The sequence below is a fragment of the Streptomyces canus 299MFChir4.1 genome (assembly GCF_000383615.1).
GTDB lineage: Bacteria > Actinomycetota > Actinomycetes > Streptomycetales > Streptomycetaceae > Streptomyces > Streptomyces canus_C.
On record NZ_KB911629.1, the window covers coordinates 19,650 to 40,702 of the forward strand.

Sequence of the window (21,053 nt, forward strand, 5' to 3'; positions counted from 1 at the left end):
AAAGAGACCGAATCGTACTCCGGCATGACCTCACGCTCCGTCGATCCCTACACGCGCACGCCCTGGGCGGAGACGGCGGTGGGCGACAGGACCGACGCCGACCGCGCGGTGCAGGCGGCGCGCAGGGCGTTCGACTCGGGACCCTGGCCCCGGATGGGATATGGCGAGCGCGGGCGGATCCTGCACCAGCTGGCGGACCTGATCGAGCACAACGGCCACGAACTGGGCATGGCCGACACCCTGGACATGGGCAAGCCGATCACTCAGTCGCAGGGCAACGACGTGCCACGCTCGGCGTCGAACTTCCGGTTCTTCGCCGACCACGCACGTCTGTCCACGGCGGAGACCCTGCCGATGGACAGCGGCCACCACACCTACACCCGCTTCGAGCCCGCGGGCGTGGTGGCGGCCATCGCTCCGTGGAACTTCCCCCTGATGCTGGAGACCTGGAAGATCGCGCCGGCCCTGGCGTGGGGCAACACGGTGGTACTCAAACCCGCCGAGGACACGCCGGCCTCAGCGACGATTCTGGCAAGGCTGGCCCTGGAGGCGGGGATGCCGCCGGGTGTGCTCAACGTCGTCCACGGATACGGCCCCGACTCAGCGGGGCAGGCACTGACGGAAAACCCGGCTGTGGACCGGATCACGTTCACGGGCGAGTCGGGGACCGGCCGGATCATCGCGGCGGCCGGAGCACGCAGTCTCACTCCCGTCAGTCTGGAGCTGGGCGGCAAGGGCGCCAACGTGGTCTTCGACGACGCCGACCTCGACACCGCCGTCGAATGGTCCATCAAGGCCATCTTCACCAATACCGGTCAGATCTGCCTCGCCGGCTCGCGGATCTATGTGCAGCGAGCCGTCCATGACGCCTTCCTGCGCCGGTTCACCGCGGCGGCCGAAGCGCTGCTGATCGGGGACCCGAAGCAGGCGTCCACCGTGATCGGTCCGCTGGCTTCACAGGAGCACCACCAGAAGGTGCGCGGATACCTCGACAGCGTAGAAGCCGAGGGCGGCACCATCGTCACCGGTGGCCCGGGCGACGGTTGGACGGTCAGGCCGACCGTCGTCACCGGCCTCGGCCACGACTCGCGGCACGCCCGGGAGGAGATTTTCGGGCCGCTGGTGGTGGTCATCCCGTTCGGCACCGAAGAGGAGGCGGTCGGGCTCGTCAACGACAGCCGGTACGGACTCAACGCGATGCTCTTCACCGAGAACCTGCACCGCGCACACCGGGTCTCGGCATCCGTGCGCGCCGGGACCGTGTGGGTGAACTGCTTCTTCATACGCGACCTGCGGGCACCCTTCGGCGGAGTCGGGGACTCCGGAATCGGACGTGAGGGCGGGAACTTCAGCCGGGAGTTCTTCACCGAGCCCAAGGCCGTCGTGATGCAGATCCGGCCCGAGGAGCAGCCGTCGGGGATAAGCGGGCCAGCCCCCACGGCGGGCCCGGACTCGGACGGCGCGCACCATTACCATCACCTGCCGACCCACAGACCGGAGGGCGATCGCCTTCGAGGAGCGGCCGGCCCATCAGACGGGGCGGTCGTCGAGGCGGCACCCCGTGAAGAGGGCCCGGTCGGCGAGCTGCCGGGCGCCCTTCACTCTTCCGACCCGGAGGCAATCCACCCGGGGGCGAGCCGCGACGAGTCATAGCGCGATCACCCGAGACAACGGGGACACATCGTCACTCGACGCGCACACCGAGCACACCGAGCACACCGAGCACACAAGTGAACCCTTGAGTGCATACATATTGCGGGCCCTATCGCGAGAGGACGGCGCGGGCGCCTCGCACAAACACTCCGTCAAAGGAAGTAAACATGGACTTGCCAAGGTCACCGGACACCGATGTCATGGTGCGCGAACTCTGGGACAGGCAGCAGATCATCGACGTCATGCTGCGCTTCGGCCGCGGGCTCGACCTGCACGACTGGGAGATGTACGCCAGCACACTGGCCGATCCGTTCGAGGCGGACTTCTTCGACCTGACGGGTCACCCCGCGGTGACGACGACGCCGGCCCTCTTCGCCAAGTTCGCCAGTGCCTGCCTGGAGCAACTGGCCGTGATGCACCAGTTCTCGAACTTCTCCATCGACGTCCGCGGCGATGAGGCGCAGGGCATCATCTACCACATATCCCGGCATCGGATGCCCAACCGCCGCGGGGACGACCACTACACGCAGTACGGCTGGTACGAGAACAGCTTCCGGCGCACCGCCGACGGCTGGAAGATCTCCCGGCTGAAGCACACCTTCCGGTGGTGCGACGGCAATCCAACTCTGATCGATACATCCAATCCAGAGTGGCAGGCCGCAGCCGCCACCGTCTTCGGGATCTGACATGAATACACCCGCTGGTTTCCAGCATCGGACCGCGATCGTCAACGGAGTCCGCCTTCACTACGTCATCGGCGGCTCCGGCCCGGCCGTCCTGCTGCTGCACGGATGGCCGCAGACCTGGCACGAGTGGCGCCATGTCGCGGCGGGGCTGTCCGAGTACACCGTCGTCGTACCCGACCTGCGCGGCTTCGGCTATTCGGGCAAGCCGGAATCCGGCTACGACGGCGTCACCATCGCCAGTGACCTCTCCGAACTCGTACGGCACCTCGGTCTCGGGGACGTGACCGTCGTCGGCCACGACTGGGGGGCGGTGTTCGCCTACCTCCTCGCCGCCGAGCACCGCGACCAGGTGAGCGCGCTCGGCGTCATCGAGATGGCGCTGCCCGGAGTCGGCAGGATGGAGGCGGCCATGCAGCCCGCACCCGGCGGCAACTACCTCTGGCACATGGGCTTCCACTCCGTACCCGAGGTGCCCGAGTTCCTCATCTCCGGCAAGGAACGGCAGTACCTGCGCTGGTTCTTCGAGCACTTCGCCTTCGACCCCGGAGCGATCACCGCCGGTGATCTCGATGAGTACGTGGCGGCCATCACCCAGGTCGGGGCGCTGCGGGCCGGACTCGGGGTCTATCGGGAGTTCTTCACCACGGCCGAGCAGGTGGCCGAGCGGTCGAAGACGCCGCTTGACATCCCGGTCGTCGCATGGGGCGGCGAGGCGAGCCTCGGCGGCCTCAGTCTCGACTCCGTCCAGCAGGTCGCCCCACGAGCGACCGGCGGTGTCATCGAGCGGTGCGGGCACTGGGCGACGGAGGAACGCCCGGACTTCGTCACCGCGGTCATCCGCGCACTCGTACCGCCGACGGCGACAGCTACACGCTGACGCATGCGCCACGAAGGGTCCCGTGGCCGCTCGGACGACAACGTCCGGGGAACAGGGCTCTGACCGCCTCGGTTCGTGCCCGACGCAGCGCAAAGGACGCGGCCGCGCCCACCTACAAGGGCCAACACCGGCGAGGCACTGTCCGGGCGGCTGCGGCCTGGCAACGCCGGCGCCAACACCGCCACCGACCACATCGCAGTGTTCGACCAGGCACTCGCGCAGATCCCCGACGCGCACCGGCACGGCAATGACATCCTGGTCCGCACCGACAGTGCCGGATCCGCGAAAGCCTTCCTCGCTCACGTCCGTGACATGAGGAAACGAGGGATCCGGACCTTCTTCTCGGTCGGATACGCCATCACCGAGCCGGTCCGCCGCGCCATCCGGGCCATGCCCGAGCACCTGGGGCCCGGTCTTCCCCATGCATCCGACCTCGCCCGCCCTCGATTCGTAGGGAGACGCCCTGTGCGTCTGCTGTGCGCGTTCCCGCGCCTCTGACGATCCATCACAATTGCGCGTACCTCGCTGTAGAGGCGACGCCGGGCTGGCACCATCGGCCGCTATGACCTACTTCGGGGAGCCGGACCAGTTCATACCCGACACCTGCGTGTTGGGCACCGACGGCATCGACTGGAACTCCATCGCCTCGGCGGGGGCGATGAGCGCCTTCTGCGGCATCATGGCGGGCTTCGTCCTCGCCGGTCTCGTCACCGTCATCGGTCAGAAGAACCCGCCCGGAGGGGATGGTCATGCGTCACGCGGGCTGAAGCTCTTCCTGCCCTGCTTCATCGGCCTTGCGACCGCGTCGTACCTGTACGCCCTCACCTCCGGCGAGTTGGTGTGCACCCGCGCCATCACGGAGCAACTGTTCTCCGGGGCCATCCTGGCCGCGGACGCGCTGATCGTGATCGTCGCGCTGGCCTGGCTGCTGCCGGCCTACGACCGCAACAAGCACGGCGAGGTCCGCTTCTTCCGCGGCCTGATCCAGTTCGCGGCGCAGTTCTCGATGCTCATGGTCATCGTGTCCGCCGACGGGTTCAACAACTCCGTGCTCCAGCGGCAGGTTGACGGATGGGCCACCAAGCTCGAGGTCGGGGTAGGCGTCACCTTCATGGCCGTCGTCCTCATCGTCTGGTGGATACCCCTCCCCCCGGCACCACCCGTACCTGGCCCACTGCCGCCCGGCCTCACCTTTGACAGGTGGCCCGCGTACTGGCGCGACGAGATCTTGCTGAACGGCCGCGTCCAGGTTGCCGCCAGGACTGCCGTGGCCGTGGGCGGTCTCCTTGCCGTCGCCGGCGGGTCGGTTGTCGGCATCGCCTGGGAGCACTGGACGACGATGGAGCCGTGGCTGGCCTACACGCTCTCGGGAGTCACGCTCGTGCTGCCCGCACTCGCCATCACCACAGCGGTACGGGCCGCTCCCCGAGCCTGACGGTGTGACCGACGACCACCTGGACGGGGCCGCACCGGTCTGCGGATCTCAGCCCTCACCGCTCCCCCGGTTTCCAGGCCGGTCCGGGCCCGCCGTGCTCACCCTGCCTTCGGCAACGCGCCCAGGGAGCAGCGTTCCTTTCCGCGTCCCCAGCGCTTGGGCGGTGCGCCCGCCGGTGGCGTCGCTGAGCCCTGTTGCCAACGGCGCGGGCAGCAAAGTGCCCCGGCCCGACCAGCTAGCGGGTGATCAGGCCGCAGCCAGCAGGGGGCCTACTGAGACCGTGGCACCAGTCCTTCCCTGGCCGACTGGTCTCGCCGGGCGAGTCCGGGAAACCAACCGGACCTGCCCAGTACCACGATGATGGCGCCCAGTGCCGTGAGACTCCCGGTGACGGCGCCGATCGGTGCCGCTACCGTCGCGAAGAGCCAGGCCGTCACGCCGGCGGCCACGGCCGCGAGCAGACAGAGCCCGATGACACGGCTCTGGTGGCCCTGGTACGGCGGGAGAGGAGCAGTCATGGCGTCGTCGGTTCCTTCGGTGGTGCGGGGAAGGTCGTTCGGTGCGGTGCAGTCGTTGGTGTCGTTGGCGGTGGTGGCGCAGATGTCGTCGTCGATGCTGACATTGGTGTCGTCGAAGGCGATGGCGCGTGCCGCGATGCTGTCCATGTGGACGGCCCACTCCGCAGGAGTGGGTGTCTGTCCCCCGGGCTCTTCGGCGCGAGTGTCCTTGCGCAGGAGCTCCACGAGGACATCGTGAGCGTTGTTCGCCACAGTGTCCTTCCTTGTCTATCTCTCGAAACGGGGACCCGCGAGCTTTCCTCTCGCGGGCGGAGGCTTGAGTTAGGCCCCCACGCGGGCCACCGGGCAGGGCGGGCTCCGTGACCTCTAAAAGGGGGGTACCTGAGGTGATCCAGCTCGTCTGGCGGCAGGGACCGCAGGTGCTCCATCGCCTTGTCCCGCCACTCGGCTGCGGTGCCCCGGTCAATGCCGAGCTTCTCGGCGATCTCCGTGGGGCCCTTGTTGTCGCGGAAGGCCATCAGCCAGCCCTTGCGGTGGCCGGGGTGGGGGCAGGTGCCGCTCGAGGAACGCGTTGATGGCCTCGCGCTGCGTCACCCGTTCCACCGCAGACGGGCCATCGTCGTCGGGGGCGGCAGTTCCCCGATCGGCTTGGGGTACTTCTTCTCCCATCGGTGGAAGTCGGCGCGCGCCCGGCGGTAACAGGTGACGAGCAGGGCCACGGCTCGCCGTACCGCAGAGCGAAGTCGGGCTTGATCCGGGCCTGGCAACAACGGGCCTGCGTCTCGTTGTCGAGTACCGACAGATCCGGCTCCCGGTAGCCCTGGCCGTAGATGAAGCCCCTGAGTCGGCTTCGGTTCTCCAGCAGCTCCTGGCTGATCTCCGTGTGCAGCAGGGCGGCAGCAGCGGCCGCTTCGTCCGGTGTCACCTCCCCCGCGGCCGTCGCCTGGCGCGTGAGGACTGCCTGGATACTCTCCTGCGCAACCGGGGTACTTCCTTCGTCCGCCTCGGTCGAGGCGGGGGCGCGTGGCGGTGACGAATCACCCATGCCACGCTCGACAGATCCTGCTGCCATGTTCTTCGAGTCCTTCTCGTGCGTCGCCGAGCCCTGCAAGGGGAGGAGTCGCAGCCCACGGACAGATGCGGGGAGGAACCGGAAAAAAATCATGGAAGCCGGTCAACCGAGGTGGGTGACGACGTCGATGCTCGCCCGGCGGTCGGCTCGCTCTCCTTGGCCGCGGTCTCGATCTCCTCGGGAGCAACACCCCCGCCTCAATCGCGGTCACGGCCTCCTCAGCGAACGCGAAGAACGGCAACTCCCCCTCACCCTCGGCGCACCCGGGGCCTGCCGACAGCCGAGGGCGAAGTCGCGGGCGGGTCCGGCGAGTCGGGCGAAGCCCGCGGCCGCGGCGCCGAAATGCCGATGGTCTCCCGGACATCAAGATGTCCGGGAGACCATCGTGAGGCGGTGCTACGTGTCCCGCATCATCCTCCAGACCAGGGTCGCCACCGCGACGCCAGCACCGATCGCGATCCCCAGCGGCGGATTGATGAACGCGAGGTAGCTGACCACTGCGAACACCGCGGCCACCACCAGCGCAGCCACCACCATCTTCTTCTCGCCGCCCATTCGTCGTTCTGCACGGCTAGGACCGCGCCGACCGTGCGAATCCGCGCGGTGCGGCCTCCATCCGTGCCGGGGGCGTGTGACAGGTGTGGCACAGCTCAGCCACGTGATCGTCAACCGCCGGACAGCGCATGCGAGTTGCTGCGTAGCATCATGGCCGACACCTGGTGAACAGGCGATCTCAGGAGGCTTGTGGTGGGGAACGGGGGACCGGTGCGTCTTGGTTGTGCGGTCGCGGTGTGCGGATTGCTGCTGGTCGGCTGTACCTCAGGTGGAGCTGAAGCGTCCGGATCGACTGCTACGCAGAACGCCGATGCCACGGGAACCGCCGCCCCGTCGCCGACCGCCGTCGTCGACATCGACCCGGGCAAACTCCCGACTTCCGCGGCACAGGCCGCTGCCCTGGTCCGGGAAGTCCTCGCGGACCCCTCCGCGTTTGGCCCGGACACTGTCCGCCGGGCTCCGTACGAGAGCGACCCGCGGCGCTGGCCGGCTCTCGGGGATGACTGTGTCTGGCATCAGCAGGCGCTCCCGAAGGACGTCCTCGCTACCTTGACCCGCTCTTACGAGATACCGGCGAGCGGCACCAAGGGCCCACTGCGGCTGAGCGCCGTCGTCACGGTGCACCGCACCCCCGAGCAGGCCGACTGGGAGAACGCCGAGGTCTTGGAGGAGATGATGCGCTGCCCCACACAGCAGCTGCGCTCGGACGAGATGGTCACGTCGCTGAACGACGTCCCAAACTCCTTGGGTGACGCCGGGAACGAATACGCCGATGACGCGCTCAACGAGCTCGGCTCCTACACGAGCACCGCAGTCGGCGGCCCCCACCCCTACCTCTGGGAGCAGACCCGCATCGGCCAGTTCACCCTCGCCGTCTCCGCCAAGGGAGCCAAGGGCTGGTCCCGGGCAGACCTGTTCGACCGGCTGCGCGATCCGCACGTCGGCATGCGCGCCCGCCTCAGAGCCGAGATCGAACGGAACACGCCGGAGCCCAGCGGCAGCACGAACGGCGATGGCCGATGACCGAGAAGCTCATTCCCTCCGACCCGGCCCACATCGGCGGTCACCGTCTGCTCACCCGGCTCGGCGCAGGAGGCATGGGCATCGTCTATCTCGGGCGTGCCGAGTCCGGGGAGCTGGCCGCCGTCAAGGTGATCCTGCCCGAGTACGCTGACCAGCCCGAGTTCCGCGCGCGCTTCCGCCGTGAGGTCGCCGCCGCCCGGCGCGTGGAGAGCCCCTGGGCCGCGCCGGTCACCGGCGCCGGCCCGGACGCGGCGGCGCCCTGGCTCGCTACCGCGTTCGTGCCCGGCCCTTCGCTCGCCGAGGCCGTCGCCGCCTGCGGTCCGCTGCCGCCGCACGGGGTGCGCATCCTCGGCCGGATGCTGGCCCGCGCCCTGACCGCCGTGCACGATGCGGGACTCGTCCACCGCGACGTCAAGCCCGGCAATGTGCTCCTCGCCGTCGACGGCCCGCGCCTCATCGACTTCGGTATCGCCCGTGCCACCGAGGAGACGGCGCTCACGTCGGCCGACATGGTCGTCGGCACCCCCGGGTTCCTCGCCCCCGAACAAGCCCAGGCGCAGCCCGCCTCGCCCGCCAGCGATGTCTTCGCCCTCGGCTGTCTCCTCTCCTACGCCGCCACCGGCCGCCCGCCCTTCGGTACCGGTGCCGTGGACGCCCTCCTTTACCGCACGGTGCATGACGAGCCCGACCTCGACGGTGTCCCTGACGACACGCGCTCGCTCCTGGAGCGCTGCCTCGCCAAGGATCCAGCCGTGCGGCCCACCGCCCGCGAGGTGGACGAGACGCTGGTCGAGGACACGCCCCAGGACACCATCGACTGGCTGCCCGACGCCGTCGTACGACTCATCGCGGACCGCTCCGCCGCGATGCTTGCCCTCCCGGACATCGAGGCGACGGCCCTGGACGCGCCAACGGAAGGGCAGCAGGGGGAAGTTCCGACGGACGTGCCTCGTCCCTCCAGTCGGCGCCGTTTCCTCCTGCTCGGCGGCGGCGCTGGCCTGCTTGCCGTCGCCGGCGGTGCCGCGCTCTGGGCCGCACAGCGCGGCACCGACCGCGCGCCGACCGCCTCGTCCAACGCCCGTCGCTGGATCCTCGGCGTCCAAGCCGACCTGACAGGCCCGCAGAAAGCCATGGGACAAGCCCAAGAACGTGGGATACGGCTGGCCGTCGAGCAGTTCAACTCCCGCGAGGACAAACCCTTCACCCTCACCCTCAAGACGGTCGACGACCGGGGCGATGCGACCCGCGCCGCGAAGGTGGCCCGCACCCTCGCCGCCGACCGCGACCTACTCGCCGTCATCGGCTCGACCGGCGACGAGAGCACCGGGGCGAGCCTCGACAGCTACGACGCGCAGCTTGTCCCCCAGCTCACGGCCTCCTCCGCGCAGTCCGTGTACGGCACTTCGGAGCCACGTCACTTCCTGCAGGCCGTCCCCGGCTACACGAACCTGCCCGCGACGGCGGCCTTCTCCCTCCAGGCTCAGGGCGCCCGGCGGGTGGGCGTGCTGATCGACCGCGACGGCGGCATCCCGGCCTGGCAGCTCGGTCACACGATGTTCCAGAACCTCGGCGTCCTCAAGATCGCCGGAGAGCCGCGTGTCGTACCGCGGCTTGCCGAGGACTTCACCGCAGTGGTCGCCGAGATGGCCGCGCAGCGGCCGGACGCCTTCGTCTACACGGGCACCCCCGCCCGCGCCGCAGCCGTCGCACGCGCCCTCACTCAGACGGACTTCAACGGACTGCGCGTGCTCGGCTACCCGGCCGCCGGACCGGAGTTTCTGACCGCAGCGGGCCCCGCCGCCGAAGGGTGGCAGATCTTCGCCCCGTACATCGACCCGTCGGCCGCCCCCGTCCGCGCCTTCGCCTCCGCATACCGAAAGCGCTACGGCTCCGCACCCCCGTACTGGGCGGCCGAAGCGTACGACGTGGCCCGCATGGTCATCACTCGTCTCTCCGAGGCGGACGGCCGGCCCTCCCGGAACAGGCTGTACGACCTGCTGGCGAAGCATGCCTACAAGGGACTCGTGCGGACATACGCGTTCGACGAGGAGTACGGGTGGTGGCTCAAGGGGTATGAGATCTTCCGTTACGAGGTGAAGGGCGGCCGGTACTCCTACGCAGGCAAGGTCGACCTCTGATGCAGCCCCTGACGGCCGACGACCCCGAGGAAATCGGCGGGCACCGGCTGCTGGCCAGGCTCGGCGCGGGCGGCATGGGCGTCGTCTACCTCGCCCGTACGACCGGCGGGGCGCTCGTCGCGCTCAAGACGATCCGGGCCGAACACGCGGCGGACCCGGCCTTTCGGATCCGGTTCCGGCGCGAGGTGACGGCGGTCCGCGGTGCGACCGGGCACTGGCTGGTGCCGGTCGTGGCCGCCGACACGGAGGCCCAGGAGCCCTGGCTGGCCTCGGAGTTCGTCCCCGGACCGTCGCTGGTCGAGGCGGTCGACGGCTTCGGCGCGCTGCCCGTCGCCTCCGTACGGACCCTGGGATCCCGGCTCGCCGACGCGCTCACCGCCGTACACACGGCGGGAGTCGTGCACCGCGATGTGAAACCGGGCAACGTCCTGCTCGCCCTGGACGGCCCCCGTCTCATCGACTTCGGCATCGCCCACTCCGCGGGCGCCACCGCGCTCACCGCACCCGACGCCGTCGTCGGCACGCCCGGCTTCCTCGCGCCGGAACAGGCACAGGCCCGCGCCGGGGAGGTCGGCCCGCCCAGCGACGTCTTCTCGCTGGGCTGCGTCCTTGCCTACGCCGCCTCGGGCCGGCGCCCGTTCGGCACCGGATACGCGGCCGGCGTCCTCTTCCGCACGGTGCACGAGGCGCCGGACCTGTCGGACGTCCCCGGCGAGCTACGAGCTCTGATCGGGGCCTGCCTGGCCAAGGACCCGACCAAGCGGCCCACGGCCGCCGAGGTCGCGGCGACGCTCCGCGACCCGCGGTTCTCACTCGCGCGGCCAATTCCCGAAGCCCACAACGAGCACTGGCCGCCACCCGCTCTCCTGCGCATGGTCGCCGAGCGCTCCGCCCGAGCACTGGACGTTCCCACCCCCGAGCGCCGCCCCCCACGGCAGCCGACGGACGACGATCCGGCCTCCGACCCGGCGCCGTCGCACCCGCAGGACGCCCGCCCTCCGACCCGACGGCGCGTGCTGCTGATCGGAAGCGCGGCGGCCTCCGTGGTCGCGGTCGGCGGCGGGGCCACCGCCTATCTCACCGCCGGGCGAGGGGACAAAGGCGGCTCCAGCGGCGCTCTGCCCGTTTACACCCTCGGCTTCCAGGCCGACCTCAGCGGCAAGAACAAGGCGGACGGCTTGGCGCAGGAGCGCGGGGCGCGTCTCGCCGTAGAGCAGCACAACGCGCGCGCCGGCATCACGTTCCGCCTCGCCCTCGACACCTTCGACGACCGGGGCGACGCGGCGCGCGCCAAACAGGCCGCCCGGCGCTTCACCAAAGCCAAGGTGAGCGCGGTCCTCGGCCCCGGCACGGCCACCACGGCGCTTTCCGCCGGCCCTCTTTACCAGGACGCCCGCACGGCCATGGTGCTGATCTCGGTCGACGACGACAGACTCAGGTCGTCGAACATAGGCACCCTGCGCGTCACCCGGGCGCCCGAGTCCTATCTGGCGTTGCCGCTGCAGTCGTATCTGACCTCGGTACGACCGGTTGTCGAACGCACCGCCGTCATCGACGATCAGGCGGCGGGCCAGACGGGATCGGCTCTCCTCAACCGGTTCTCCGAAGCGCCGCCTCATGGCGGCACGGCCAACGCCTACCCCGTCGCAGCCGACAGTGACGACTTCGCTCCCGCCGTCCGCGCCGCCGTCGCCGCCAAGGCGCAGGCGGTCGTCTTCAGCGGCACATCGCCCGAGCGCGCCGCACGCTGCGCCCGCGCACTCGCCGACGCGGGCTTCACAGGCCCGCGCCTGGGCACCTGGCACATAATGGACCCGGCCTTCCTCCAGCAGGCCGGAGCGGCGGGCCGGGACTGGCTCTTCGGCACCCCCTTCACTGACCCCGGCAGCGTGTCCCGCACCTTCAGGACCGCCTACCGCGCCAGATACGACTCGGCACCCGGCCGCTGGTCCCCGGAGGCGTACGACGCCGTGGGACTGGTCACGCGCACCCTGGAGAGACTGGGCGGAAAGGCCGACATCGAACCGGGGGCCGTAGCCCAGCGCCTGTTCGACATCAGCTACCAGGGACTCGCCAAAACTCTCCACTTCACCACCGACGGCACCAACAGCCTCGATCCGCGCCGGGGCCCGTTGTACTTCCTGTTCCAGGCGAAGGGGGCTACCTTCCGCTTCCTGGGACGCTACGACCAGGTCAAGTGAGCTCAAAGGGGACCTGAACAAGGCCGTTGGGGCCGCCGCTGCCCCGCCGTCGAACCTTGACAAACTTGATTCCACATCATCAACGCCACGTCGTAGTGCCCCACCGGATCTATGAGGACCGGCTGCCCTCGGGCACGCCCAGATCGTCCAGCCCTTGATCGAGTCCGGAGAACAGGGCGTTGAACTCCCGTATGAACGGCGTGGCTTCGCGTGGCCACGCCGGGTCCGACGGGTGAAGTGCACCCGCCAACCCATGATCGACATGACGCTGGACCATAGTCTGTGGACAGCTCAACAGCGCATAACAGAAACTGGACGGCCACAGAACCGTGCTGTGGCGCACCAACGACAGCGTCCGGTTGCAGTCACGCTCCGGCCGGGACGTCACCGCGTTGTGGATGGATCTCGCCGTGGCCGGCCTGCGCCTGCCGCCCGGGGTGATCCTGGACGGCGAGGCCGTCGTGTACGTAACCGACGGCGATCGCGCCCGCATCAGCCTCAGCGCGGCACAGTCCCGCGCACTGTCCAACCCCCGCCGCGCCCGCGAGCTCGCCGCCCGGCAGCCCGCCACGCTCGTGGCGTTCGACGTCCTCGCCCCCGCCGCGGGCTTGCCCGATCTCCGCGCGCACCCCTACACCGAACGCCGCCAGGTCCTGCCCGACCTGCTCGCCGAGGTCCGGCCCCCAATCGAGCCGGTCTGGTCGACGACCGATCCGATCCGAAGCCCTGGTCTGGTTCGAGGCCCTCGAGGGAACGGGTGTGGAGGGGATCGTCGCCAAGCCGATGAGGTCGGTGTACGCGTCGGGCAAGAGGGTCTGGTCGAAGATCGGGCACGCGGACACCGTCGACGCCACCGTGGTCGGCTTCACCGGCACGGCCCGGCATCCGACGGCTCTCGCCGTCCGACTACCCGACGGGCGCACCGCCCTGACGCAGCGACTCACCACGGCCCTCGCCACCCGCATCGCCCCGCACCTGCTCCCCCAGGCTGGACGGGCGTTCACGACGGTCGGCGACACCTAGATGCCCGTCTACATGCCCGTCGACCTCGATGTCGTCGTGGAGGTCGTGGCGGGCACCACCCGGCACGCCGTGGTCACCGTGGTCCGCCTGCGCTGATTCGGGAACCGCTACCGCGAATTCGGCGACTCTGCCGTGCTCTGGCGGGCAGCCAGAGCGCCCTCCAGGCTGGGCCGCTTCCGTACCAGCTCTGCCCACTCCTCGTCTGTCGTGTCGGCCCGGATCAGAGCGGCCTCGTACATCGCGAACTCGCTGAACTCCATGACCGTCCAACGACGGGGTTCAGAAACGGGCACTCCTGCCGGGGCATCCCCGCCGCTGGCGTGCAGTCTCCGCCTGATACGCCGCGGCTTCCATCAGACCGAGCTCGCCGGCGAGCGTCGCCACGAAGGCGTCGACCGCTTCGATCGCATTGGAGTAGCCGCCGAGGTGGATGAACGGCTCGCCGTTCATCCACCTGAGGTCAAGCAAGTACGGGCTGTCCATCTGGGCGATGCGAAGCCGAAGCTCATCGACGATCTGCCGCAGACGGGACTCATCGTCGTCATCAGTTGCTGTCTCCCTGACCGTGATCCAACCGTGGTACTCAAACATCCCGTGATCGTAGTGAGATGGCCCGCTCCACCGTGCCGATCGCAGCATGATCCGCCGGACACGCCTTACCTGGAAATGATGCCGGCTGGTTCAACCAGTCCGAGATGTCGATGCACTGGTTGCCAGTTGCCTTCGCAGCCCGCACAGACCCGCTGGGCAGGCCGGACCTGAAGCCCGCCCACGCGGACAAGGTCTCACCTTTCAAGGCTAAAACCGACGCGAAGACGAAGGCCGTCATGGACAAGGCCGCGGCGGGCGACCGCCGTGCGGCACGGCGCGCCCAGGACGACCTGAAGCAGACCGTCACCTGGACCCCGGGGCGGCTCCGCCAGGGTGCGGTCGGGCCACAAGACGGCGGCGCCCGGCGGGCTGCCGGTAACGCTGGCCGCACCGAAGGCCGCCAAGGGCGGCAAAGCCGTCAAGGCGGCCGGCTCGGTCAAGGTCAATGTCCTCGACCAGCAGGCAACCAAGCGGCTCGGCGTCAAGGGCGTGGCCCTGACCGTGACCGGACCGAAAGCAGGCGGTTCGGCCGAACTCGCCGTCGACTACTCGAAGTTCGCCTCTGCCTACGGCGGCGACTGGGCGGGTCGGCTACGACTCGTGCAGCTCTCGGACTGTGCGCTGAAGTCCCCGAAGGCCGCGAAGTGCCACAAGGCGACGCCCCTTGACTTATCGCTGGTAACTCGCCGAGCAGCAACCTGCGTGTGGCAGGACATCTCTGCGGTACAGCGGTGTAACTGTCACCTGCCCGTCAACTGCACACCGCTACCAGCCGTCCCCTCGGAGCCTGATCCGTCTTGCGGCAGTCGCAGGGGTCCGAGTCCCAGGCGGCTGCGGCGGAAGTCGTCCGCGGCGGCCCGTACCTCCCGCGCACCCTCCCACTCCTCCCGATACTCCACATCCGGCAGCCGACGGAAGCGCACCAGCTCGTGAAACCCTGCCGAAATGTGGTTATCAGACCTGTGCCATGCCGCCGTCGACAGCGAGGGCGATACCGGTGACGAAGCTCGAGTCGTCACTTGCCAGAAACAACGCGACGGTGGCGATTTCCTCGGGGGCGGCGAATCGGCCCGCCGGGGTCGATGCGATGACGTGTGCGCGCAGTTCGGGGGTGAGTTCAGCCACGCCCGGTGTCTCGATCGGCCCGGGATCGAGCACATTGACCCGGATGTTCCGCGGCGCCAGGTCGGCCGACCAGGTGCGCGCATACGATCGCGTCGCGGCTTTGCTGGCAGCGTAGACGGTCTGACCGGGGATACCCTTGTACTGAGAGATGCTGCCGGTAAGAATGATGCTCGACCCGTCCGGCATGAGTTCGAGGGCTTTCTGCGCTGTGAACAACGTTCCGCGCGCGTTGACCGCGAAGACGTCGTCAAAGGTCTCAGGGGTGACAGCGGTGACCGGTTCACCGTTGCGGCCGATGCCCGCGTTAACGTAGAGCACATCGATGCGGCCATGGCTGGCGCGCACGGTATTGAAGAGCCGATCGAGATCGTCCAGGTTCGCGGAGTTACGGCAGCTGTAGATAGCCGTTGCTGAACCTTTCTGATCGTGGTGTGGCGTCGGCGTACGCGTGCCAGTGGCGGTGGCAGAGGCGGGCGCGGTGTTGGTGGCGGCGGCGCCATGTGGACCACCACAGCAGGTGGTCGCGGTCTCGTCTGGGCGGCGGAATGATCAAGACCCGCAGCAGGCGGAGGACTTCGTGGCTGCTGAGGGGGACGAGGTCGGCCTCACGGGGATCGTCGCGGGTGGCCTGTGCGGCGCGTTCGAGGGCGGCGGTGACGGCGAGGAAGGCGTAGGCGACCAGGGTGATCACGCTCCAGCGGTGCCAGGAGTTCCAGCAGGTGACCTGGCCTTTGTCGAGGTGGCAGATCTCCTTCGCGTCCTGGAAGTCGTCCTCCACCCGCCACCTGAGACACACCAGTGACACCAGCCGCGCCAGAGTCACCGGCCCCGGAGCGAAGCAGTGGTAGTAGGACACGGTGCGGGTGTAGCGGTGCCGGCGGACCAGTAGCACAGACGTCCCCGCGTCGCGGTCGTGTCCGTCGGGGGGATCGTCGGCGGTGACCTCGATCATTGCCCAGTCGTAGTCGCGTACGCCCTTCTGTCCCGCGCCGGTCCGCATCCGCTGCCAGGCATGCTTCGGCAGCCGGGCAGCGGCCTTGGCCACGCTCAGCTTCACGGGGCCTGTGGTGACCTGGTGATTGGAGCGCACTGCCACGACGTAGCCCAGGCCCAGCTCACGGCAGACGGTACGCAACTCCCGCCCTCCGTAGACCTCGTCCCCCAGGAAGAACGAGGCGGATATGCCCTGCCGGCGGGCGGCACGGAGCATGTCCGCCGCGAGCTGTGGCTTGGTGGCGAAGCACAGCTCGTCGGGGACACCGGTCAGCTCACGGCGTTCCTCATCGGCGGCCCACTCCTGGGTGAAGTACAGGCGCCGGCCGATCAGGCAGTGCCCAGCGGACGAGGCGAAGGTCAGGTGCACGGCGACCTGGCACAGATCCACGCCGCCGACCGAGCCGGAGTACTGGCGGGCCGCGGCCACCGCGTCGGTCGAGGACTTCGCGTCCCCCGTCTCGTCCGCGATCAGGATCCCGTCGCCGTCGTCGAGCAGGCCCACGGCCCAGGCCGCCGTCCGCTCCAGTACCGCCTCCTCGTCCCACACTGCACGGGACAGCAGATGATGCAGGCGGTGCGGGCCCCGCTCACCGATCGCTTCAGCCAGGCTCCAGCAGTTGACGTCCTCGAGCTCCATCAGCATGCCCCGCGTCATCCGCGCGAACGTCTCCCGGGTCTCACAGCGGGCGAAGCACCCGGCCACCGAAGCCAACAGGCCCCTGAACGCGATCTCGTGGCCTTCGTGGTCTACCGTGGCCGAAGCGGCCGTCTCGTTCTGATGTTGCGTCACACCACGTCATGATCAAGGCGGCCGTCCTCATGCTCACGCCCGCCCCCCTCAAGCCCCTGAACAGCAGCAACGAGCACCGGCAGACCTATCTACAGCTGCCGTGGGAGTCGGCTTGCACCCCCGTGACTCCGTCACCCAGCGTTTCGAGTGCGATGTCGAGTTGCTCGCGACGCCGCCCGGTGATGTACACGTGCGCACCTTCATCGCGGAACAGCTTGGCTGAAGCCAAAGCCATTCCCGATGTCGCTCCGGTCAGCACCGCTACCTTGCCGTCCAGTTTCTTCATACCCCTGAAGTCCTCGTTCGTAGTGGGTGGGCGGTTCCGCTCTGTGGGCGCAGCAACATCCATCAACCTCAAGGCCGCTCACTACGCCAGCATCCTTCGCCCGCTGTGAAGCGGCGGGCCTACGATCGCGCCCCGTGCCGTTCGGTCCGTTCGCCGTTTCCTGCGATCACCGGTACCACCGCCGAAATCAGGCATGCGACATCCCCGAACACATGTTTGTGCTGGTCATTGACTTCCTCGGGCCTTCCCGGCTCAAGACCAGGCGATCATACGCTGTAGAATACAGGAAGATAGAACGTTCGATCCGTTTGCGATTAGAACCTGAAGACGTTGCGTAGCCGAAGAGGGCATCGACGTGAGGTGTTGGCAGTCGGGGCGTTGCGGACCGTGCCGCTGGACGGTGCGCTGACCTCATCGTTGATCAACAGGGTGGCGGCCTGCTACCGCCTCCCGGCCAGCAGCGTGCTGCGGCTGTGGACGTGCCGCAACTCCCCCGCTCGCCACGACGGCGGTGGCATCCGGGCGGATGCAGAGATCGTCCTTGACGAGGCCGGGCGGGCGGCGCTCGCCGAGCTGTGTCGGGTAAAGCAGGAGGTGCTGACGCACGCTCTGCCGGCGTTCGCTGTGGACGACCCCAAAATCAGCACCGGCCGTACAACATCACCGAGAAGCCCCTCGAACTCCCCACCGATGGCACCCCCGGCGCCTGGCCCCGTACACCGAACTCTCCGGCGTCCGCGTCTACTTCATCCGCATCCGCGTCCTGACACCCACCACCGCCAGCAAAGCCGGCAAAGCCACCCGCGTCTCCCTCACCAAAGAGGACCTCACCAACCCAGACGCCGCCTGATATCCGATTCAGCAGGTACTTTCGGCAGAATCCATGTCTCAGCCATCCGACAGGGAGCACTGTGAACAGCCGGGACCGCGTCCCGTACTTCCGCTGGCAGCGCCATCTGCCGCGCCTCATACAGGATCGTAGCGCGGGCCTGATCATGGCCGCGGCGGCGGTTATCGCGCTCTCGTTCAGCGTCATTGGCGGTCTCGCTGAGCTGTCCGGCCCATCATCAGATCCGTGCCAACGGGCCCGCGACATCGCCGACGACACCCGCCCCGCTGATGGAAAGGTGGACTCTGCCATTGAGCGCGAGCGAGCAGGCCATCGAACCAGCAGGTGATTGACTCGACGCCGCGACCGAATGCCGACAAAGTGGCGGCGACCCGGGCCCCGGGTTCTAGCCCAACACCACAGCAGCCTCCGCCGACACCCACGGGATTGCGGCCATCGGTTGCATCCACCGCCCGATCGACTGACACCTGACGCCCCACCACACCGCGCCTCAAGTAGCGGCCCAGAGGAACCGCACTGCACTCGATCAACCTGCGTACACCACATACACGCAGGTCAGATAGCCACTACCCTGTGCTCAGCCCCACGCTCTGAACACCCCAACCACCACGAACCACCCAGAAAAACTGAGAACCCCCAGCTCGTAGCCACAACTACAGCTCAGAAAAACTGGCGACGACAGCAGGTGCCGGCCTCAGCGCACGCCATGCGGCCCGCGAGTGCTAGGCGAGGAGCAGTCGCAACTCGTCGCGTACGGTGAGAAGGGCGTCGACGGTCCGCTCGGTGCGGCTGATGACGAGAGCACCCTCGATGGCGCTGACGGCGAGCGTTGCGATCCGATCCGCCCGAGGGCCCTCGACGCCGAACGTGGTGAGATGTCGAGCGACCGAACCCCGCCACGCCTTGAAGAACTCCATGCCCGCGAGCCGGAGTTGATCGGATTGTGTGGACCGTTCGAGGCAGATGGGCGCGACCGGGCATCCGGCCGTGAACTGGGAGTCGGCGAACTCCGCCGCGATCGCGTCCACGCACGCCGTCATGAAGTCGGCAGCCGTGTCGCCCTCGGCCGCGGTCGCGTCAAGCCGTTCAAGCAGCTGGGCGGTCCGCAGGGTGACCACCTCGCGAGCGATCTCGTCCTTCCCGCCTTTGAAGTGGAAGGTCACGGATCCCCGCGGAGCCCCGGAGTCGTTCACGATGTCGCTGATCGCGGTGGCGCCGTACCCGCGCTCTCGCATGCGTCGCAGCGACGCCTGGATGATGCGGTCCCGGGTGTCTGTGCGCTGTCCCATCGTGCCCTCCCTGACTTGCCACGACCGTACCAGGACGTACGTACGTACAAAGCTCCGATGCTAGTATGCTCGTACGAGCTAATTTCTGGTCATCGACGGAGGCACCCATGTACCCGGTGGAGCGAACTGCCCTTGTTCTCATCGACGCCACCAACGACTTCATCGCCGACGGCGGTAAAGCCTGGCCGGGGCTGCGGGAGGTCTGCGAGGAAGTCGGCACCGTGCCGAACATGAAGCGCGTTCTCGAGGCGGCGCGCACGGTCGGCATACAGGTGCTGCACGCGCCGATGGAGACCCAGCCGTGGGACTACGGCCCCTGGAAGCACCGCACACCCAGCCACGGCGACATGTTCCACGCCCAACTGTTCCAGGCCGGTACTTGGGGCGCCGAGATACACCCCGATTTCACACCCGCCGACGGCGAGGTGGTCGTCACCGCGCACAAGACGTTCGACGCCTTTCATGGCACGGACATGGACACGCAGCTTCGCCAGCGCGACATCGACCACCTGATCCTCTGCGGCCTCACCACCAACACCTGCGTTGATTCGACCGGCCGCGACGCCGTCGAGAAGGGCTACCACGTCACCTTCGTCTCCGACGCAGTAGCCACATTCACCATGGACATGCACCGCGCGAGCATCGACCTGAACTGGCCCCGCTACGCCCACCGGATCTCAACCACAGATGAGGTCGTCGCCGCCCTCGAAGAGCTGAAGTGACACTAGGGCGTCGCGGTACACCGAGACGCGGTCCCTTGGGTCACGGGCGGCGGGTTCCGGCGCTTGACCGGTGACTTCCCATGCCGGGGCGCTGATGGTCGCCGACCAGGGTCGGCCCATGCGACCCTTGGCTGTGGAATGCCGGCAAAGGCGCACCGGATGCCGTGAAAATGCGGCGCGTTTGGCGTTCATGCGCTGCTCAGCTCGTCGGCCGTGGCCGCGTCCTCGGGCAGGGGCCCGGCAAGCGGCGTCGTCAGATGCAGAGCAGCCACCCGCTCCGACGCCCTCCTGTACTACCGGCGCGACCCGGTCGGCGGCGAGGGCGGGTCGATGCTGCGGGCCTTCGTCGAGGTCGACCGCGCCACCATGGGGCCCGAGCGCCTCGGTACCAAACTGTCCGCCTACGCCCGCCTCCACTCCTACGTGCCCACGGTCCCGGGGGCGCCGGCCGACCATCCAACAACCAGGGGTGGAAGAGCGGCGGCGGCGCCACCCGCTCCTCCCGCCGCTGCTGTTCGTCCTGGACGGCACCGGACCCGCCGACATCGAGAACCGGGTCACCGCCCTGCGCGCGGCCGCCAGGCCGCTCACGGCCTTCCTGCGGGACGTCCCCGTCCTCACAGCCCCACTGACCGACCTGCTCCAACACGGCCCGTCCGCATCCGTATGGAGCCCCGTCCACGCCCCCGGCAGGAGGGTGCCATGGAGCATCTAGCCCGGCCAGGCGAGGGAGCGTCATGTGCTGGTGGGCGTAACTCCCTACGGCCTGCTGGCGTTGTACAGGGCACGCAGCTGATGACCGTTCCCCCGCGGACTCCTGCGATCCTCAGAGGGCCCGCTGTGCACCGACAGCGGGCCCTCCGCCGTACGGCCTCGATGGCGTTTCGTGGCGCACCATGGCGTACTTGACGTCAATGCGGCAGCGGACCGACTCGGCGCCTGCCGGTCGGACAGGCCGAGCAGGAACTGCATCACACAGACGTTGGCCAGTTGAGCGGGTGAGAGACCCGGACGGCCATCTCGCGGGTACCAGTCAGCGAAGTCCTCGTCGCACCACAGCCCATCGAGGCGGTCACGTACCCATATCGCCGTCGTGCCGTCCGGATTGCTCGCCCGCGCAACCTGCGCAGTCAGAGACGGGACCTGCTCACCGGAACGGGGACGAAGGGACAACGAGCACCTCGACAGCTGGATCGGTCGGCGGAACTACCCGAGCATGCCCG

Annotated in this window: 21 protein-coding genes and 2 pseudogenes; 13 read left to right on the plus strand and 10 right to left on the minus strand. The window is 68.6% G+C overall.

Annotation, left to right across the window (positions count from 1 at the left end):
- The first annotated feature begins 24 nt into the window (after positions 1 to 24).
- The 5 genes and pseudogenes from H293_RS0143970 (at position 25) to H293_RS0143990 (ending at position 4,651) form a co-directional block, all read left to right on the plus strand.
- Entirely contained in the window at positions 25 to 1,653 is a 1,629-nt protein-coding gene (locus tag H293_RS0143970) for an aldehyde dehydrogenase (protein WP_078612877.1), read from the plus strand.
- 167 nt (positions 1,654 to 1,820) lie between these two features.
- A complete protein-coding gene (locus H293_RS0143975; RefSeq protein ID WP_020124142.1) occupies positions 1,821 to 2,339 on the plus strand; it encodes a nuclear transport factor 2 family protein in 519 nt (172 codons plus the stop codon).
- A 1-nt stretch (position 2,340) separates the two neighbouring features.
- Positions 2,341 to 3,216, plus strand: a complete 876-nt coding sequence (locus H293_RS0143980) for an alpha/beta fold hydrolase (protein ID WP_020124143.1) — start codon at positions 2,341 to 2,343, stop codon at positions 3,214 to 3,216.
- A 123-nt stretch (positions 3,217 to 3,339) separates the two neighbouring features.
- Positions 3,340 to 3,606: pseudogene (locus tag H293_RS60910) on the plus strand (IS1380 family transposase); the annotation flags it as partial.
- A gap of 172 nt (positions 3,607 to 3,778) precedes the next feature.
- Positions 3,779 to 4,651: a hypothetical protein gene (locus H293_RS0143990; RefSeq protein WP_020124145.1), complete on the plus strand. Its 873-nt coding sequence runs from the start codon at positions 3,779 to 3,781 to the stop codon at positions 4,649 to 4,651.
- Between the two features lie 269 nt (positions 4,652 to 4,920).
- Here H293_RS0143990 and H293_RS58785 read toward each other — a convergent pair whose 3' ends face one another.
- The 3 genes from H293_RS58785 to H293_RS58790 form a co-directional block, all read right to left on the minus strand.
- Positions 4,921 to 5,421, minus strand: a complete 501-nt coding sequence (locus tag H293_RS58785; protein ID WP_020124146.1) for a hypothetical protein — start codon at positions 5,419 to 5,421, stop codon at positions 4,921 to 4,923.
- 338 nt (positions 5,422 to 5,759) lie between these two features.
- Positions 5,760 to 5,888, minus strand: a complete 129-nt coding sequence (locus tag H293_RS60915; protein ID WP_259294685.1) for a hypothetical protein — start codon at positions 5,886 to 5,888, stop codon at positions 5,760 to 5,762.
- Positions 5,889 to 6,637: 749 nt separating this feature from the next.
- Positions 6,638 to 6,796 carry a hypothetical protein gene (locus H293_RS58790; protein ID WP_020124148.1) on the minus strand — a complete coding sequence of 53 codons (159 nt, stop codon included), beginning with the start codon at positions 6,794 to 6,796 and terminating at the stop codon, positions 6,638 to 6,640.
- Between the two features lie 549 nt (positions 6,797 to 7,345).
- On the opposite strand from H293_RS58790, the gene H293_RS0144010 reads away from it, so the two are divergent.
- The 5 genes and pseudogenes from H293_RS0144010 to H293_RS60925 all read left to right on the plus strand — a co-directional run bounded on the left by H293_RS0144010 (position 7,346) and on the right by H293_RS60925 (position 13,181).
- Entirely contained in the window at positions 7,346 to 7,819 is a 474-nt protein-coding gene (locus H293_RS0144010) for a hypothetical protein (RefSeq protein ID WP_020124149.1), read from the plus strand.
- Complete coding sequence (locus H293_RS0144015) at positions 7,816 to 9,957, plus strand: bifunctional serine/threonine-protein kinase/ABC transporter substrate-binding protein (protein WP_020124150.1); 2,142 nt, start codon at positions 7,816 to 7,818, stop codon at positions 9,955 to 9,957. Before H293_RS0144010 ends, H293_RS0144015 begins: the two co-directional genes overlap by 4 nt.
- On the plus strand, positions 9,957 to 12,158 hold the full coding sequence (locus tag H293_RS0144020; RefSeq protein ID WP_020124151.1) for a bifunctional serine/threonine-protein kinase/ABC transporter substrate-binding protein: 2,202 nt from the start codon (positions 9,957 to 9,959) through the stop codon (positions 12,156 to 12,158). Before H293_RS0144015 ends, H293_RS0144020 begins: the two co-directional genes overlap by 1 nt.
- Before the next feature lie 329 nt (positions 12,159 to 12,487).
- Positions 12,488 to 12,778, plus strand: a pseudogene (locus tag H293_RS61840) (ATP-dependent DNA ligase); the annotation flags it as partial.
- 139 nt (positions 12,779 to 12,917) lie between these two features.
- On the plus strand, positions 12,918 to 13,181 hold the full coding sequence (locus H293_RS60925; protein WP_259294687.1) for a hypothetical protein: 264 nt from the start codon (positions 12,918 to 12,920) through the stop codon (positions 13,179 to 13,181).
- A 107-nt stretch (positions 13,182 to 13,288) separates the two neighbouring features.
- Here the strand turns inward: H293_RS60925 and H293_RS60930 are convergent, their stop codons facing one another.
- The 5 genes from H293_RS60930 to H293_RS56185 form a co-directional block, all read right to left on the minus strand.
- The gene (locus H293_RS60930) at positions 13,289 to 13,441 is read right to left on the minus strand and encodes a hypothetical protein (RefSeq protein ID WP_020124155.1); all 153 of its coding nucleotides are present in this window, start codon (positions 13,439 to 13,441) and stop codon (positions 13,289 to 13,291) included.
- Positions 13,442 to 13,460: 19 nt separating this feature from the next.
- Entirely contained in the window at positions 13,461 to 13,772 is a 312-nt protein-coding gene (locus H293_RS60935) for an Imm7 family immunity protein (RefSeq protein ID WP_020124156.1), read from the minus strand.
- 954 nt (positions 13,773 to 14,726) lie between these two features.
- A complete protein-coding gene (locus H293_RS51550) occupies positions 14,727 to 15,299 on the minus strand; it encodes an SDR family NAD(P)-dependent oxidoreductase (protein WP_078612874.1) in 573 nt (190 codons plus the stop codon).
- A complete protein-coding gene (locus H293_RS0144055) occupies positions 15,283 to 16,683 on the minus strand; it encodes an IS701 family transposase (RefSeq protein ID WP_020124158.1) in 1,401 nt (466 codons plus the stop codon). The genes H293_RS51550 and H293_RS0144055 overlap by 17 nt, the downstream gene beginning before the upstream one ends.
- A gap of 85 nt (positions 16,684 to 16,768) precedes the next feature.
- Positions 16,769 to 16,969: an SDR family NAD(P)-dependent oxidoreductase gene (locus H293_RS56185; protein WP_106968578.1), complete on the minus strand. Its 201-nt coding sequence runs from the start codon at positions 16,967 to 16,969 to the stop codon at positions 16,769 to 16,771.
- Between the two features lie 911 nt (positions 16,970 to 17,880).
- Here H293_RS56185 and H293_RS58800 point away from each other — a divergent pair.
- Positions 17,881 to 18,147 (plus strand): hypothetical protein, encoded by a 267-nt coding sequence (locus tag H293_RS58800; RefSeq protein ID WP_158694542.1) that lies wholly within the window; start codon positions 17,881 to 17,883, stop codon positions 18,145 to 18,147.
- Positions 18,148 to 18,541: 394 nt separating this feature from the next.
- Here H293_RS58800 and H293_RS0144065 read toward each other — a convergent pair whose 3' ends face one another.
- Entirely contained in the window at positions 18,542 to 19,108 is a 567-nt protein-coding gene (locus H293_RS0144065) for a TetR/AcrR family transcriptional regulator (protein WP_020124160.1), read from the minus strand.
- Between the two features lie 107 nt (positions 19,109 to 19,215).
- Between H293_RS0144065 and H293_RS0144070 the strand changes: the two genes are divergently transcribed.
- Complete coding sequence (locus H293_RS0144070; protein ID WP_020124161.1) at positions 19,216 to 19,830, plus strand: cysteine hydrolase family protein; 615 nt, start codon at positions 19,216 to 19,218, stop codon at positions 19,828 to 19,830.
- 469 nt (positions 19,831 to 20,299) lie between these two features.
- Complete coding sequence (locus H293_RS60940) at positions 20,300 to 20,545, plus strand: hypothetical protein (protein WP_020124162.1); 246 nt, start codon at positions 20,300 to 20,302, stop codon at positions 20,543 to 20,545.
- Positions 20,546 to 20,589: 44 nt separating this feature from the next.
- Here the strand turns inward: H293_RS60940 and H293_RS62045 are convergent, their stop codons facing one another.
- The gene (locus tag H293_RS62045; protein WP_472727706.1) at positions 20,590 to 21,003 is read right to left on the minus strand and encodes a transposase; all 414 of its coding nucleotides are present in this window, start codon (positions 21,001 to 21,003) and stop codon (positions 20,590 to 20,592) included.
- Positions 21,004 to 21,053 lie beyond the last annotated feature (50 nt).